General features: G+C 53.1%; 16 protein-coding genes and 1 pseudogene. 12 read left to right on the top strand and 5 right to left on the bottom strand.

The window, feature by feature from the left end; translation table 11 throughout:
* Window positions 1–30 precede the first annotated feature (30 nt).
* The 3 genes from WKJ03_RS01890 (at window position 31) to WKJ03_RS01880 (ending at window position 3,465) form a co-directional block, all read left to right on the top strand.
* Window positions 31–480: a nuclear transport factor 2 family protein gene (locus tag WKJ03_RS01890; protein WP_337840460.1), complete on the top strand. Its 450-nt coding sequence runs from the start codon at window positions 31–33 to the stop codon at window positions 478–480.
* A 94-nt stretch (window positions 481–574) separates the two neighbouring features.
* Complete coding sequence (locus WKJ03_RS01885; protein WP_337840459.1) at window positions 575–2,062, top strand: pitrilysin family protein; 1,488 nt, start codon at window positions 575–577, stop codon at window positions 2,060–2,062.
* Window positions 2,059–3,465, top strand: coding sequence for a pitrilysin family protein (locus WKJ03_RS01880; RefSeq protein ID WP_337840458.1), 1,407 nt, complete (start codon window positions 2,059–2,061; stop codon window positions 3,463–3,465). The genes WKJ03_RS01885 and WKJ03_RS01880 overlap by 4 nt, the downstream gene beginning before the upstream one ends.
* Window positions 3,466–3,528: 63 nt before the next feature.
* On the opposite strand, the pseudogene WKJ03_RS01875 reads toward WKJ03_RS01880, so the two are convergent.
* Window positions 3,529–3,711, bottom strand: a pseudogene (locus WKJ03_RS01875) (type II toxin-antitoxin system RelE/ParE family toxin); the annotation flags it as partial.
* Window positions 3,712–4,028: 317 nt separating this feature from the next.
* Between WKJ03_RS01875 and WKJ03_RS01870 the strand changes: the two are divergent.
* On the top strand, window positions 4,029–4,904 hold the full coding sequence (locus tag WKJ03_RS01870; RefSeq protein WP_337840457.1) for a DUF2726 domain-containing protein: 876 nt from the start codon (window positions 4,029–4,031) through the stop codon (window positions 4,902–4,904).
* A 275-nt stretch (window positions 4,905–5,179) separates the two neighbouring features.
* Here WKJ03_RS01870 and WKJ03_RS01865 read toward each other — a convergent pair whose 3' ends face one another.
* Together WKJ03_RS01865 and WKJ03_RS01860 are read right to left on the bottom strand one after the other, a co-directional pair.
* A complete protein-coding gene (locus WKJ03_RS01865; protein WP_337840456.1) occupies window positions 5,180–6,415 on the bottom strand; it encodes a multidrug effflux MFS transporter in 1,236 nt (411 codons plus the stop codon).
* A gap of 182 nt (window positions 6,416–6,597) precedes the next feature.
* A complete protein-coding gene (locus tag WKJ03_RS01860; RefSeq protein WP_337840455.1) occupies window positions 6,598–7,476 on the bottom strand; it encodes a LysR family transcriptional regulator in 879 nt (292 codons plus the stop codon).
* A gap of 99 nt (window positions 7,477–7,575) precedes the next feature.
* On the opposite strand from WKJ03_RS01860, the gene WKJ03_RS01855 reads away from it, so the two are divergent.
* From WKJ03_RS01855 to WKJ03_RS01820, 8 genes are all read left to right on the top strand, one after another.
* Window positions 7,576–8,694, top strand: coding sequence for an S-(hydroxymethyl)glutathione dehydrogenase/class III alcohol dehydrogenase (locus tag WKJ03_RS01855; RefSeq protein ID WP_337840454.1), 1,119 nt, complete (start codon window positions 7,576–7,578; stop codon window positions 8,692–8,694).
* A gap of 94 nt (window positions 8,695–8,788) precedes the next feature.
* Window positions 8,789–9,622: an S-formylglutathione hydrolase gene (gene fghA, locus WKJ03_RS01850; protein WP_337840453.1), complete on the top strand. Its 834-nt coding sequence runs from the start codon at window positions 8,789–8,791 to the stop codon at window positions 9,620–9,622.
* 247 nt (window positions 9,623–9,869) lie between these two features.
* Window positions 9,870–10,433 carry a TMEM165/GDT1 family protein gene (locus WKJ03_RS01845; protein WP_337840452.1) on the top strand — a complete coding sequence of 188 codons (564 nt, stop codon included), beginning with the start codon at window positions 9,870–9,872 and terminating at the stop codon, window positions 10,431–10,433.
* Window positions 10,434–10,504: 71 nt separating this feature from the next.
* Entirely contained in the window at window positions 10,505–10,942 is a 438-nt protein-coding gene (locus WKJ03_RS01840; RefSeq protein WP_337840451.1) for a DUF6265 family protein, read from the top strand.
* A 137-nt stretch (window positions 10,943–11,079) separates the two neighbouring features.
* Entirely contained in the window at window positions 11,080–13,284 is a 2,205-nt protein-coding gene (locus tag WKJ03_RS01835; protein ID WP_337840895.1) for a YgiQ family radical SAM protein, read from the top strand.
* A gap of 53 nt (window positions 13,285–13,337) precedes the next feature.
* Window positions 13,338–13,847 carry a GNAT family N-acetyltransferase gene (locus WKJ03_RS01830; protein ID WP_337840450.1) on the top strand — a complete coding sequence of 170 codons (510 nt, stop codon included), beginning with the start codon at window positions 13,338–13,340 and terminating at the stop codon, window positions 13,845–13,847.
* A 75-nt stretch (window positions 13,848–13,922) separates the two neighbouring features.
* Window positions 13,923–14,558 (top strand): hypothetical protein, encoded by a 636-nt coding sequence (locus WKJ03_RS01825; protein ID WP_337840449.1) that lies wholly within the window; start codon window positions 13,923–13,925, stop codon window positions 14,556–14,558.
* Window positions 14,543–14,776: a hypothetical protein gene (locus WKJ03_RS01820; RefSeq protein ID WP_337840448.1), complete on the top strand. Its 234-nt coding sequence runs from the start codon at window positions 14,543–14,545 to the stop codon at window positions 14,774–14,776. The genes WKJ03_RS01825 and WKJ03_RS01820 overlap by 16 nt, the downstream gene beginning before the upstream one ends.
* Here WKJ03_RS01820 and WKJ03_RS01815 read toward each other — a convergent pair.
* Entirely contained in the window at window positions 14,773–14,958 is a 186-nt protein-coding gene (locus tag WKJ03_RS01815) for a hypothetical protein (RefSeq protein WP_337840447.1), read from the bottom strand. The genes WKJ03_RS01820 and WKJ03_RS01815 overlap by 4 nt on opposite strands.
* 57 nt (window positions 14,959–15,015) lie before the next feature.
* Entirely contained in the window at window positions 15,016–15,549 is a 534-nt protein-coding gene (locus WKJ03_RS01810) for a class III extradiol ring-cleavage dioxygenase (RefSeq protein ID WP_337840446.1), read from the bottom strand.
* Window positions 15,550–15,613 lie beyond the last annotated feature (64 nt).

Raw genomic sequence — 15,613 nt, 5'->3', positions numbered from 1 at the left:
GCCCCTTTTTTTGTCTGGAAGGAGAACAAGATGAAAGCATTGCTCATGGTCTTGCTGTTGTCATCACAGCTACTGTTTGCCCAAACGCCCCTGCAGCAGGCTCAACAGCAGGTATTTGCCGCAGAACGTGCTTTTGCCAAAAGTATGGCAGACCGGGATATCCACGCTTTTGAGCAGTACCTGGCCGACGACGCCGTGTTTTTTGGGCAAAGCATGCTGCGTGGAAAAGCCCAGGTAGTCGCAGGCTGGGCGGGCTTATTTAACGGCGAGCAGCCGCCTTTTTCCTGGGAGCCAGAACAGGTCGAGGTGTCGGCTGATGGCATCTTGGCTCACAGCTCAGGCCCGGTCAAAAGCCCGGACGGCAACGTCATCGCGACCTTTAACTCGGTCTGGCGTCAAACCGCGCCAGGGGTCTGGAAAGTGCAGTTTGACAAAGGCTGCGAACGTTGTGGCTGCAAAACAACAGCCCAGGCCGACTGAGGCTAAAAATTGTTACAGGATATTGGTTTGCTTGATTTTTAATCGGCTGGATGATGTAGTAAAACCGCTTCAATCACCATAACAAGGACTTTTTATGTTAAGCCGCTATTGGATAGTAGGGCTGGCTGCTGCACTGGCAGCCTGCAATCCCAAACCATCGGACCCGCCCAAAGACAGCCGTGACACTGCTGCTGTTGCTGAACAACTGGCCGCACAGGCGGCTACAGCCCAAAGCCCGGTCAGTTTTAATATTCCGGTGCACTACAGCACGCTGGAGAATGGCCTGAAAGTGGTGATTTCACCGGACCACACAGCGCCGACTGCTGTGGTGGGGGTGTATTACAACATTGGCTTTCGGAACGAGCCAAAAGATCGCACTGGCTTTGCTCATTTGTTTGAACACATGATGTTCCAGGGCTCGACTAACCTGGGCAAAATGGAATTTATCAACCTGGTGACCAATAACGGCGGCGTGCTGAACGGCTCCACCCGTTTTGACTTTACCAATTACTTTGAAATTGTACCGACGCACAAACTGGAAACCATGTTGTGGGCTGAAGCCGACCGGATGAAAGGCCTGGCCATCACCCAGGAAAACCTGACCAACCAGCAGGGGGTGGTGAAAAACGAAGTGAAAGTGAACGTGCTGAATCAGCCCTACGGTGGTTTCCCCTGGCTGGATATGCCGCAGTACGCCTTTGACAACTGGTACAACGCCCATAACTTCTACGGCGATTTAGCCCACCTGGACGCGGCCACGCTGGACGATGTGGCCGCCTTCTTTAAAACCTACTATTCACCCAATAATGCGGTGGTGGTGGTGGTCGGCGATGTAGAGGTCGACAGCACGCTGGCCATGGTGCAGAAATACTTTGCCGCTATTCCCAAAGCCGAACTGCCACAACCGCCAGTACTGACGGAGCTGCGCCAGGAGCAGGAAAAACGTTTTGTCAAATACGACAAACTGGCCCCCAAACCAGCCTTTGCTTTTGCCTACAAAATGCCTGAGCGCAATACGCCGGAATTTTATGCGATGGGCATTATCGACCAGTTGTTAGTGCAGGGCACCGACAGCCTGCTGCATCAGGAACTGGTGAAAAACCGTGAAGTGACCAGCTCTGTGGGGGGCGGCATCAACTACCTGCTGGGCAATATGTTTAATTACAACGGCCCTATGCTGTGGATGAGTTCGTTCACCCATGATGAGCAGCACACAACAGAGCAACTGGTGGCGGCAGTGGATACGGTGATTGGTAAACTGCAGGAGCAACCTGTGGCTCAGGCCGACATTGACCGCGCCCTGGTGAAACTGCGTTCGGCGTTGTACGACAATATGGATGAGCTGTACGGCTTTGGTAAGCTGGATTTACTGGCCAGTTTTGCGCTGTTCGACAATAACCCGGCCCGCATTAATGAGCTGGAAGCCCAGTTTAAAGCGGTGACGCCAGAGCTGATTAAAGCCACAGTGAACGAATACCTGCGCCCCGGTAACAGAACTGTGTTGACCTTATTACCGGGCGAAGCCCCGGCGGATGGCAACGCATCACCAGAGGCTCAGAGCCAACAAGGAGCGAAGCAATGAAACAGCCGATCAAGCAGTTACGAACTTTTTTGCTGGCGCTGTTGCCTGCTGCATTGATGGCGCTGACGCCTGTCTCTGCGAAAGAAACTCCACCAGAAGGAAGCGCACCCAAAGCTTTTACCTTAACAGCACAGCGCAGTATCAGCCTGCCCAATGGCCTGAACGTGACTTTTGTGCAGTATGGCAACACGCCCAAAGTCACAGTGCGGCTTCTGACCGAAACCGGCTCGGTGGATGATGGCGCCAAAGATGCCGTGTCTGAACTGGCGTATCAGTTACTGCTCGAAGGCAGTAAAAACCGTGATGCCAAAGCCATTGCCCAGGCGGCTGCCACTATGGGTGGCCAGGTGAATGCGGTGGTGGACGTGAACAGCAGCTTTTTAGAGCTGGATGTGTTGTCGGAATTTGCCGGTGAAGCTGCCGCGCTGTTGGCTGACATTGTCATTCACCCCAACTTTACCGAAGCCGATAAAAACCGGCTGCTGACCAACTATGTGCGTGATTTGAAAGTGGAAAAGTCACAGGCACAAAGCCAGGCGGCCGAAGCCTTTTACCGGCATATTTTTGGCAACCATCCCTACGGTAAAATTTATGCCGACGAAAAAGTGGTGGAAGGCCTGACGCTGGACGACTTCAATCAGTTTGTGAACACACACCTGGTGGCGAGCCGCAGCCATTTATTTGTCTCGGGCCAGTTTGACGAGGCCAAAGCCGAAGCGGCTATTCGCGACGCTTTTGCGGCCATGCCGCAAGGCGCAGGCCGGGTACTGACGACGGCTGACTCCGCTGCCAAACCCGGCCTGGTCTTTATTCCACGCGACAAAGCGGTGCAGTCCACTGTGCGTATCGGTTTGCCGGTGGTGGACCCATCCCACCCGGATTATGTCGGGCTGGATTTAATGAACACGCTGCTCGGCGGCGCCTTTTCCAGTCGTATTACCCGTAATATCCGCGAAGACAAGGGCTATACCTATTCCCCTGGCAGTGCGATCAGCAACCGTATTAAGGCGGCGGTCTGGTTTGAGCAGGCCGATGTGACGGCTGAAGCCACAGCCGCGGCTTTGGTGGAGATCATCAAAGAGATCAAACTGCTGCAAAACACGCCACCCACAGAGCAGGAGCTGAACGGCTTTAAAAATTACAAAGGCGGCATTTTTGTGCTGCAAAACTCGTCGCGCAGCGCCATTATCAACCAGTTATGGCGGTTGAAAACTCATGGTTTACCCTTGTCGGCGCTGGAAAATTATGTACAGCAAACCAATGCCGTGACACCACAGCAGTTGAGCGATCTCGCCAAAAAATACCTGCCGCTGGAAAACATGACGCTGGTGGTGGTGGGCGACGAGTCGGTCAAAGCGCAACTGGCCGCTGTGCCAGAGTTAAAGGCGTTGTTTAAGCTGTAACGGACTGATTTCAATGGAAGTAGGGGCGTACCTTGGTGCGCCCTTGTATTTTGGGGTTCTGTATCACTCTTGACGCAGTAAAAACCGCCGTAAATCTCGTTCTGTACGCATGACAAAAAGGATAAACACCTTTTCGCCTTCTTGTTTGTAGAAAACCCTGCACGGCGACACGATCAGTTCGCGGTAATTAAGTTGTGGCAGTTCGGGTGGTACGCGCCCTGATTGAGGGGAAAGGTCCAGGCGTTCTTGCGGCGATAAGCCAAATTATTGGCTTATCGAAATCCCGCAATCACCCTCACAGGGGCTGCTTAGTTCTTTGCCTTCCCTCGCTTTGGATAATACCTTTGTTTTTGCCGACTAAAACTTTTAGCGAATCATCATTCCGGACAACTTGCGTACAGGGCGCACGGATTTTTCGGAGGTGTTTTTAAACATCACTAAAAAGTGGTTGAAAAATAGGGACTTCGGCATTAGCTTGGATTGAGTAAGAATCAGCAAAGAAGGCAAAAAAATTTCCGACTTGCGGGCGTTTTGCCTTTGAATAAGCGTTAGGTGCAAGAAGCATGAATCAACGTCTTCTAAATCGCTATGAGGAAATTACTTACGGTGCGTTGAAAGGTCCCTGTGAGCGCAATGGTGCGCGTGTTTTTCCAAAAGTCCGCCTTGCGGATGTCTTCGAAATAAATCAAAGCGGTATACCTAAAGAGCAATTCAGCTACGCATTGCGCTCTCACTTCGATTTCTTAGTTGCAGATGCGGACTTCCAGCCACTTTTTAGCGTTGAGTTTGATGGCCCGCTTCACAAGAGTAGTGCGGAGCAGCGAAGACGGGATGCTTTAAAGAATACGTTGTGTGAGCGGTTTTCCCACGGTTTGCTCAGGATCAATGCCAATTACTTGTCGAAGAAATATCGGGGCTTAGATCTTCTTACATACTTTGTTGAGGCATGGTTCCTAGCCGATGCCTTTGGACAGGCGCAGAAAAAAGGACTCGTCCCTTATGACGAAGATTTTGATATGGCCTTCATCCTGAGGGATGAAACCAGGCCAGAAACTAAGTGGCCATATTTGATATCCCTCGATGTCCAGCTCGCGTTCCAAAAGCTCCACAAGCAGAAAGTAATCGGCCAAATGGTTCCGTCCTATTGGATCGGCGTGGATAATGAAGGCTCGTACCGGTGTCTATCTTGGGTTGTAATTGACGCAAAAAGCGTTTTATCTATCACGACCGGAATGAGAGCTCAGAGGTTCTGGGCAGTAAACGTATGCGATCTAGTTGAAATGTTGTCTTTCTTCGAGCTGTATGAAAAGTTACAGGAAACACTAAAGATAGGAAGAGGTCTTCTGCAAGACAGAACTCACTTTCAAGAGGTAACGCTGCTGCAATTTCAAAGTAAGTACAAGACTGCAGGATCGGGCAGTTGCAGTGCTACTGTGTGAAAGCACCTAACAAACAGTTGCTGAGCGACAAAAATATGCTGTCATGCCTTTTGCAGAGGGCGCAAAAGCCACGCCAACATATTTTCGCGCCAGAACATGAGCGTTATGCAATAGGATGGTAGCGAATAACAGGCTTCGCAGCCCTGCACGGATAAAACCAGGCTCTGCCTTTTTCACTGGCGCGATGCCATTTTAGCCCACTACAACTCAGCGCGACTAAAGCTGTGGCAACCCACCTGAGCGATGCAGTCAGGCATATTGCCACAGCAACGGGCTTAAGAGGCGGTTGCTTCTGCTTCCCGGGCTTTCAGGTTGCCTGCCAGGTAAAGCAAGCCTAAGCAAATGCTGCCAAGCACTAAAAAGCCACTGGCTACTGGTATTAAGCTGCCGTTGTATTGTTGGCCAATATAAGTGCCTATGGTGAGCGACAATAACGACGAGGTGGCGCCAATCACTGCGGATGCAATACCTGCCACATGGCCCATAGGTTCCATCGCCATTGCATTCACATTGCCAAACACCAGGCCAAAGCAGAAAAATAAACCCGAGGCGTAAACTAAAAACATCCAAAGCTCAATGGTTACCACTGCATGCAGCGCTAAAAACGCGGCGGAGAAAATCAGGATCGCCAACACGGCGCGACGGCACAGCAGCTCCATACCAAAACGTTGCACAAATTTGGCGTTTACCAGGGAGGCGCCGCCAAACACCAGCGCCAATACACCAAAGTACAAGGTGAAGGCTTCACCTGTGCCAAACTGCTGCTGAAAAATTTGTTGGGACGAATTCAGGTAGCCAATAAAGCTGCCAAAAAACAACCCCATACAGAGGGTGTAGCAGACGGTCGGGCCATTGCTGATCACTTCGGCAAAGCCAGCTTTAAAGCCAACCACTGTCATTGGAATGCGGTTGGCTTTGGGCAGGGTTTCTTCTAAGCGCCAGTGGATCCAGCTGCCAATCAGTACCGCATAGCCCAGATACATCAGGAAAATAGCGCGCCAGTCGGCAATGTATAAAATGCCCTGGCCCAAACTGGGCGCAATGGCCGGCACCAGAATAAAAATCAGCATCACCAGTGACATCACCCGTGCCATTTCATTGCCGGCGTATTTGTCGCGCACTATCGAAATGGCGGACACATAAGGGCCAGAGACGCCCAGGCCCTGAATAATACGGCCAAGCAATAAGCCTTCAATACTTTGTGCGAAATAACACACCACAGTGCCGACCAGAAACAGTGCTATACCGCCGTACAGCACTGGCTTGCGGCCTGTGGCATCCGACAGCGGGCCACAAATCAACTGGCCTGCGGCCATACCTAAAAACAGGCTGCTGATCAGCAGCTGCGCCTGGTTTGGGTGGCTCATTGGCACTTGGGCGCGGATAAAATCCAGCGCTGGCAATAAGGCATCAATGGAAATAGCGACCACTGACATCAGCAAGGCCACCAGCACGGTAAATTCAAGGCTGGAAATTTTCGACGCAGTGGCATGGGTAGAGTAATCGGACATTGAATACGTATCCTGATAAAAGCGAAGGCGGCAGTATAACGGTTTTTTATGACGCCAGGCGGACCCATTGTTAATGATTTGTAGGGAGCTGTGCTCTGGCAGAACGACCAGAAAAATGGCGTTCAGGAAAATGGCGAAAAGAAATGGCGCAGCAAGCTACGCCACTACTGAGTTGCGTTGGCTCAATGGGCTTCTGCCAGCTGTTGTTGCAGGTGATCCAGCAGCAGCCGCACTTTTAACGGCAGGTGACGGGTCAGCGGGTACAGCGCCCAAATACCATCGTCTGTTGGCTGATAGTCCGGCAATAAGGACAACAGCTGGCCTGAATCCAGATACGATTTCAGGTAATAGTCGGGCAGTTGGGTGAGCCCCAAGCCTTTTAAGCAGGCGTCGGTTAACGCCACGCCGCTGTTGCATTTTAAATAGGGTTGCGGCCGTATTTGCAGCTTTTGCCCTTGCTGCTCAAAACGCCAGATGTCCAGAGAGCCGACCAGGCACTGATGTTGCTGCAACTCGTTCAGGTTTTGTGGCGTGCCGTGCTGTTGCAGGTAGGCCGGGCTTGCTGCCAGAAATAAACGCCGGCTGCCCAGCTTTCTCGCTTGCAGGCTGGAATCGGTCAGCTGGCCCAGCCGGATGGCGGCGTCGAAACCGCCTTTGACTAAATCCAGTTGCTCATTGGTCAGCACCAAGTCCAGCTGCAGTTTGGGGTAGCGCAATAAAAACTCGTGTAACAAAGGCGCAATGACGGTTTCGCCGTAATAAACCGGCGCAGTCAGCCGCACCGGGCCACTTGGCTCGTGCTGCAGGCTTTGCAGTAACTGATTGGCCTGCTGCAGGCCAAATACCAGCGGGCGGCATTGCTGGTAATACAGCTGGCCATTGTCGGTCAGCCGCACCTGGCGGGTGGTGCGCTGTACCAGCTTGATAGTCAGCCGCTGCTCCAGTTGGTCTATGGTGCGGCTGACCTGGGCTACCGAAATGCCTAAGCTACGGGCCGCGGCAGAAAAACTGCCTTGTTCGGCCACAGCAACAAATTCGCTGACCCCTTGCCACTCTTTCATTTATGCAAAACTCATTTGTATTTTTGCCGGATTATCATTGAATTGGAAAAAATTACAATAAGGCTATAGTTGAAGTCGCTTTTACAGAAGGAACAGACAATGCAACCCATTAAAACCCGCGCAGCTGTGGCCTGGGGCCCAGGTCAGCCATTAAAAATTGAAGAAGTGGATTTAATGCCACCGCAAAAAGGCGAAGTGCTGGTCCGTATTATTGCCACCGGCGTTTGCCATACCGACGCCTACACTTTGTCTGGCCAGGATTCTGAAGGCAAATTCCCCTGCATTTTAGGCCATGAAGGCGGCGGTATTGTTGAAGCTGTGGGCGAGGGCGTGACCAGCGTGGCGGTCGGTGACCACGTGATCCCGCTCTACACTCCGGAATGCGGCCAATGCAAGTTCTGTTTATCGGGCAAAACCAACCTGTGTCAGGCCATTCGTGCCACCCAGGGCCAGGGCCTGATGCCAGACGGCACCACTCGTTTCTCCAAAGACGGTCAGCCGATTTACCACTACATGGGCACCTCCACCTTCTCTGAGTACACAGTACTGCCAGAGATTTCTCTGGCCAAAATTAACAAAGCCGCCCCCTTAGAGAAAGTCTGTTTATTGGGCTGTGGCGTCACTACTGGCATGGGCGCGGTGATGAACACCGCCAAAGTGAAAGAGGGCGACACGGTCGCTGTGTTTGGCCTGGGGGGCATTGGTTTGTCGGCCATCATAGGTGCTGTGATGGCCAAAGCCAGCCGTATTATTGCCATTGATATCAACGAATCCAAATTTGATATTGCCCGTCAGTTGGGCGCAACTGACCTGATCAACCCGAAAAACCATGACAAGCCCATTCAGGACGTGATTGTCGAAATGACCGACGGCGGCGTTGATTTCTCCTTTGAATGTATTGGGAACGTCAATGTGATGCGCTCAGCCTTAGAGTGTTGTCACAAAGGCTGGGGGGAGTCGGTGATTATTGGGGTGGCGCCGGCCGGTGCAGAAATCTCCACCCGTCCGTTCCAGCTGGTGACGGGCCGGGTCTGGCGTGGCACCGCTTTTGGTGGCGTCAAAGGCCGCTCTGAGCTGCCGGAGTACGTCGAGCGTTATTTAAAGGGGGAGTTTGAGCTGGACAGCTTTATTACGCACACCATGCCGCTGGAGCAAATTAACGACGCCTTTGATTTAATGCATGAAGGCAAATCGATCCGTACCGTCATTCATTTCTGAGGGTCGGAGCTCTGGGCTTCAGCCTGACTGGAGCCTTTAGAACAGCGAATACAGCTGGCATCAGGCCGGCTGTCTGCATTTCAGGGAGAATTTTATGCCGTTAATTCAAGTGGCTGAACATAAGTTATTTGGTGGCCTGCAACGCCGCTATGAACATCATTCCAACAGTCTGAACTCTGTGATGCAGTTTTCAGTGTATTTGCCGCCGCAGGCAGCGAAGGGCAAAGTGCCGGTGCTGTATTGGTTATCAGGCCTTACCTGCACCGACGAAAACTTCTCCGTCAAAGCCGGGGCTCAACGTGTCGCGGCCGAGCTTGGGCTGATGCTGGTGATGCCGGACACCAGCCCACGTGGCGAGCTGGTGGCCGACGACCCGGCTTACGATTTAGGGCAAGGCGCTGGTTTTTATCTCAATGCCACAGAAACGCCCTGGGCAGCGCATTACCGGATGTACGACTACATCAGTCAGGAATTACCGGCGCTGGTGAATGCGCATTTACCTGCCAATGGCCGCCAGGCCATTTCCGGCCATTCGATGGGCGGCCATGGCGCTTTGGTGATCGCTTTGCGTGAAGGGGGCTATAGCTCGGTGTCGGCCTTTTCGCCCATTTGCCAGCCCAGTGAATGTGCCTGGGGCCAAAAAGCATTTGCCGCCTACCTGGGGAATGACAAAGCGCAGTGGCTGCAGTACGACGCCGCCTATCTGCTGGCCAAAACCCAGACCACCTTGCCCATTCTGGTGGACCAGGGCGATGCGGATCAGTTTTACCCGGCGCAGCTGCGCACAGAGGCGTTACAAGACGCCAACCAGCGCAGTAAAAGTGGTGCGCAAATTCGCCTGCAACCGGGCTATGACCATAGCTACTACTTTATCGCCAGCTTTATTGAAGAGCATTTGCGCTTTCATGCCCGCCACCTGGCCGGCTAAAAAAGCCTTGTGTTTGGCCTGGCGGCGCGGCTAAAATGCGCGCGCTCTTGGGGGAGTAATCTGCCTGGTGGTTCAGACCAACCATCAGGCGGCACTGTCAACAGACTTATGCCTTATGCATATGGCAGTGACGTCACAGCAAATGCAGTTGCTGTTGATTGATGAGACCTGAGACAGCATTCTGATCCCAGGCGGGCGTCGGATTGTTGTCTTATGTTGAATGTCCCGCCGGTGCAGGTTCACACCCATGATGGATGCTTTTTTCTCGTCGTTTTCCGCGGTCGCTCTGGCCGAAATCGGTGACAAAACCCAACTTTTATCCTTATTTCTCGCGGCACGCTTTCGTTCCCGCACGGCTATTATCGCCGGTATTCTGGTCGCCACTTTATTAAACCATGCGGCGTCCGCCTGGTTTGGTGCCTGGGTGGCGCAGTTTATTCCGCAGGGCTGGCATGGCTGGTTGCTGGGAGCCTCCTTTATTGCGGTGGCACTCTGGTTATTGGTGCCGGACAAAGACGACAGTGATGAAAATACCCTGTTGAAATACGGTGCTTTTGTTGCCAGCACTGTGTTGTTTTTCCTGGCCGAAATTGGTGATAAAACCCAGATTGCGACTGTACTGTTAGCTGCCACTTATGATGCCACCAGTTGGGTCATTATTGGCACTACGCTTGGTATGCTGGCCGCCAACGTGCCTGTGGTGTACGCCGGGCGCTGGTTACTGGAAAAAATTTCGCTCGACTGGGCACGCCGCGCCGCTTGCGCTGTATTTGTGCTGCTGGGTGTAATGACTATCGCATTTTACAACTAGCGCCGCTTTTATCACTGGCAGCGTGCGGCGCTCTTGCTTATGCTGAACCCGGAACGAAACAGGAGTTCAGTATGAAACTATGGTTGTTATTATGTCTTCCCAGCTTGGCGCTGGCCGATTGCGGGCTGCAGCAATTAAGCTCACTCACCGGCAACTGGCTGGCGCAACAAGGGCAAAACCAAATTACTGAACGCTGGCTGCGTTTATCGCACCAGAGTATGGAAGGCTGGGGCCAGACCAAAAATGCCGAAGGCAAGCTGAAAGATTCGGAAGAACTGCGTTTACTGCAAATGCAGGGGGAGGTGTTTTATCTGGCCAAGGTGAAACACAACCCTTTGCCCGTGGCTTTTAAATTAACAAGCTGCGAGCAAAACCTTTTTGTATTTGAAAACCAGAGCCATGATTTTCCAAAGAAAATTGAATACCAGCTGCAAGGGCCAAAACAATTACGGGTGAAGGTCAGCGACGGAATGGAGAAAGGCTTTAGCCTGAACTTTGCACGGCAGTAACAAAAAGCCCCAGAGGCATTAGGCAAGGCCAGCTGATGTGGGTATAATGCGCGGCCATTTTCTGAGCACACAGCAGATACGAGAACCTTATGTTACAGACCACTGAAAAACTTCGTCCTTCAGCCCCTGTTGCCCGGATGCAAGCCGAACGTGGGTTGTTCTCGTACCCCAAGTACTGGGCCGAGTGTTACGGCACAGCGCCGTTTTTGCCGATGAGCCGTGCCGAGATGGACAAACTGGGCTGGGACAGCTGTGATGTGATTCTGGTGGTGGGCGATGCCTATGTCGATCACCCCAGCTTTGGGATGGCGGTGGTTGGCCGCATGCTGGAAAGTCAGGGCTTCCGGGTGGGGATTATTGCGCAGCCAGACTGGAACAGCAAAGACGACTTTATGCGTCTGGGCAAACCCAATCTGTTTTTTGGCGTATCGGCCGGCAATATGGACTCCATGATTAACCGCTACACAGCGGATAAAAAGCTGCGCCACGACGATGCCTACACACCGGGTAATGAAGGTGGCAAGCGGCCTGACCGCGCTGTGATTGTCTATTCGCAGCGCTGTAAAGAAGCCTACAAAGAAGTGCCGGTCATTATCGGCGGTATTGAAGCCAGTCTGCGCCGTATTGCCCATTACGATTATTGGCAGGAAAAAGTCCGTCGCTCCATTTTATTTGACGCCAAAGCCGAGTTATTAATTTATGGCAATGCGGAGCGCCCTCTGGTTGAAGTAGCGCACCGGCTGGCTGCCGGCGAGCCGGTAGCTGAACTGCAGGGCATTCGTGGCACTGCGGTGATCCGCAAAGAAGCGATGCCCGACTGGCGGGGCGTCGATTCCACCGCCATCGATAAAGTCGGTAAAATTGACCCTATTCCAAACCCTTACGGCGCCGATGATGTCGGTTGTGGCAGCTTTTCTGAGTTTGCCAAACAAGGCATTGATTTAACCCAGCCACAGGCCGTCGAAGCTAAACCTGTGATGGTGCAGGCTCCCCGGCAAAAGCCCTGGGAAAAAACCTATGTCAAACTGCCGGCCTTTGAGCAGGTCAGTGTGAATAAAGCGCTGTATGCGCATGCGTCACGTATTTTGCACCAGGAAACCAACCCGGGTTGTGCCCGCGCTATTATGCAGCGCCACGGTGATCGTCATTTGTGGATCAATCCTCCGGCCTTCCCGCTGACCACAGAAGAGATGGACGGCGTGTTCGGCCTGCCGTATCAGCGGGTGCCGCACCCCGTGTATGGCAAGGCCAAAATTCCGGCCTATGAGATGATCAAAACCTCGGTCAATATTATGCGTGGCTGCTTTGGTGGTTGCTCCTTCTGCTCTATTACCGAACACGAAGGCCGCATTATTCAAAGCCGTTCGCAAGAATCCATTCTGCGTGAAATCGAAGATATCCGTGACAAGGTGCCTGGTTTTACCGGCGTCATTTCCGATTTAGGCGGCCCGACCGCCAATATGTACAAGCTGCGCTGTAAAAACCCGAAAGCGGAGCAAACCTGCCGCCGGCCATCCTGTGTCTACCCGACCATCTGTGAGCATATGGACACAGACCAGAGCCCGACAGTGCAGCTGTACCGCTCGGCCCGTAAGCTCAAAGGCGTGAAGAAAATTCTGATCGCGTCCGGCGTGCGTTACGATCTGGCGGTGGAAGATCCGAATTACGTCAAAGAGCTGGTGCAGCACCATGTGGGTGGTTACCTGAAGATTGCCCCTGAGCACACCGAAGAAGGCCCATTGTCGAAGATGATGAAGCCGGGCATGGGCGCTTATGACAAATTTAAAGAGATGTTTGACCGTTACAGCAAAGAAGCGGGCAAAGAGCAGTACCTGATCCCCTATTTTATTTCGGCACACCCAGGCACGACTGACCTGGATATGGTGAACCTGGCGCTTTGGCTGAAAGAGCGGGATTTCCGGCTGGATCAGGTGCAGAACTTTTACCCAAGCCCGATGGCGAATGCGACCACCATTTACCATACCGAGCTGAACTCGCTGAAAAACATTAAAGGCAATACGGAACAGGTGGCGGTGCCCAAAGGCGAGCGTCAGCGCCGTCTGCACAAGGCCTTGTTGCGTTACCATGACCCGAAAGGCTGGCCGCTGATCCGCGAAGCATTGCTGAAAATGGGCCTGAAGCATCTGATTGGTACCGCCAAAAGCTGCCTGGTGCCAGACGAAAAACAAGAAGCCAAACTGCTGAAAGGCCCGAAACTGCCGCGCTCTCCGGGCCAACCGGCATTGACCAGACACACAGGCCTGAACCCGGCGAAAAAGGCGGCTACTGGGGTGAAAAAATCCAGCGGTAAAGCCTCGTTCCAGAAGAAGCGTCCGGGCTAACCGACAGCCAGTCACTTTACGACTGGCTGCGTTCGCGTACACAGGAGCAGGATATGCCTGTCACTTTGCACACCAAACGACTGTGGTTAAGGCCTTTTACACTGGACGATGCCGAGGCCTTTTTTCCTCTGATGGCGTTGCCAGAGGTGGTGCGTTACGTTGGCAACCAGCCGGTCCAGTCGGTGCAGCAAGTTGAGCACTATCTGCGCGAGCACCCACTGCTTGATTACCAACGTTATGGCTATGGCCGGCTGGCGCTGATTCATCGGGACTCTGGGCGTTTAGTTGGGTTTAGTGGGATTAAATTTATTGCGGAAATTCAGCGAGCGGAACTGGGCTACCGGCTACTGCCAGAATTCTGGGGGCAGGGCCTGGCCACGGAAGCCGGTATCGCAGTGCTCGGCTGGGCGAAACAGCTGGGGCTTCATGAACTGGTTGCGTTAATCCATCCCGAAAACCAAGGCTCTAAAGCCGTGGCCGCCAAGCTGGGTTTCCAGTTTCAGCAGTCCATTCAGTATTCCTTGTTGGAGCACGATACTGAACTCTGGTGTAAACAAATTTAACCAAGGCTGGCCCTCTGCTCTTTAGTCGTTTCCAGCCCTCTGTTACACTTTGCGGCCTTTTGTTCCGGAGTTTGTATGAACCCTCAGCTTCAAATGTTGTTGCAGTCCCAGGCTGCCCGTTGGCTGTCTTATGCTTTCGCGGTGCTGCTTGGTGTCGTGCTGTACCAGGCCAAGCCCTGGCTGAGCTATTGGTTGCTGCCGGAGCCTATGACCAGCTCGCAGCTCAGGCAGGTGCAAGGTTTTGAACAGGCCAATCCCGAAGCCGCTGTAGTGTTGGACGCCTTTTTAAATTTGCGCACTTTGGTGCGGGAAGAAAAAGCCTTGCGTGAACGTTTTGCACCCTGGGAGCGGCAGGAGCGGGATGAAGGCTGGGCCGAGGCGACCGAATACTTACTGGCACATCTGGCGGTGTCCACCAGCAACAACGAGTTGCGTATTCTGGACAGCGAATGCCGTAACACCCTGTGTCAGGTGCGGTTAATGGCGCCTGTGCCTATGGGCAATGACTTTACCGCCAGGATTCTGCAGTTTGCCAAAGTGCTGAAAGCCGCAGAGCTGGAGTATCAGGACATGGAAACTGAACCTGGCGCTGTGCTGTTGTACTTAAAAGCGAACAAAGACTACAAATTCAGTGGCGCCATCGCGGCGAAGCTGCAGCCGGATGAACGGGCTGTCTGGGAACAGGAGGTACTGGCATGGTACAAAAAATGAAGTACCCCGCGCTGATCCTGGCCGCTTATCTGCTGGCTGCGCTGGCCGATTATGCGGTCACCTTCAGCCGTCAGTTGAAATTGCCACAGGCCGCTCACAGCAGTGCTGAACTGTCTGATGAGTTGCGTCAACTGATGCATCAGCATCAGTTATCTGGTGCTGCTTTGTCGCAGTTGATCACGGATGCAGAGCAGCAAAAGCAGCAGTATAAAAACTAAGCTGACACGGCATCAAAGCGCAGCGATAACATCGACAGTGCTTCATGTTCAAACTGGTCGTTAAACCAGCACAAGCTGTCCTGCTCTGTGCTGGCACCCAGCACATACAACAAGGGTAAAAAATGATCCGGGTGTGGCACCGCCAGTTGCGCCACGTCACCCAATTGTTGGTAATTTGCCACCTGGTCAAACTGCCGCTGTTCAATCCAATGCCGTACAGGCCGGATAAAATCCAGCGCCTAGCCGGGCACCTTCTCACTGTGCCAGCGCAATAAACGCAGGTTATGCACCAGATTGCCGGACGCCATGATCAGTACCCCCTGATCGCGCAGTGGGCGCAATTGGCGGGCCAGCGCTAAATGCTGTGACGCACTTAAACCTGCGTCCAGACTGAGCTGGACCACGGGAACAGTGGCATCAGGATACAGATGCGTCAGTACAGACCAGCTGCCATGATCCAGCCCCCAGTCAGTGCTCAGTCGCACCGGATGGGGCGCCAGCAACGCGGCAATGCGGTCTGCCAGCCCGGGATGGCCCGGTGCTGGGTACTGAAACTGTTGCAACAGGTCCGGGAAACCAAAAAAATCATGCACAGTCGCAGGGTGTGTCTGCGCCGTAACCGCAGTGCCTTGGGTAAACCAATGGGCGGAAATCATCAAAATAGCAGCAGGAGGGTGCACCGGAATTTGCCGGGCCCAGCTCTGGGTCAGAGGGGTGGACTGCAGCGCATTCATGGGGCTGCCATGACCAAAAAACAGCAGGGGTAAGGTCATTGTTCAGGCTCAGTGGATCGATTGCTGCCAGCTTAAAAAAATTTTTATGGAAAGAATATCGCTA

It is taken from the genome of Rheinheimera sp. (assembly GCF_037442525.1).
Classification (GTDB): Bacteria; Pseudomonadota; Gammaproteobacteria; order Enterobacterales; family Alteromonadaceae; genus Pararheinheimera.
The sequence above is the reverse complement of the archived record's forward strand: the minus strand, read 5'-3'. Positions and strand labels throughout refer to the sequence as shown.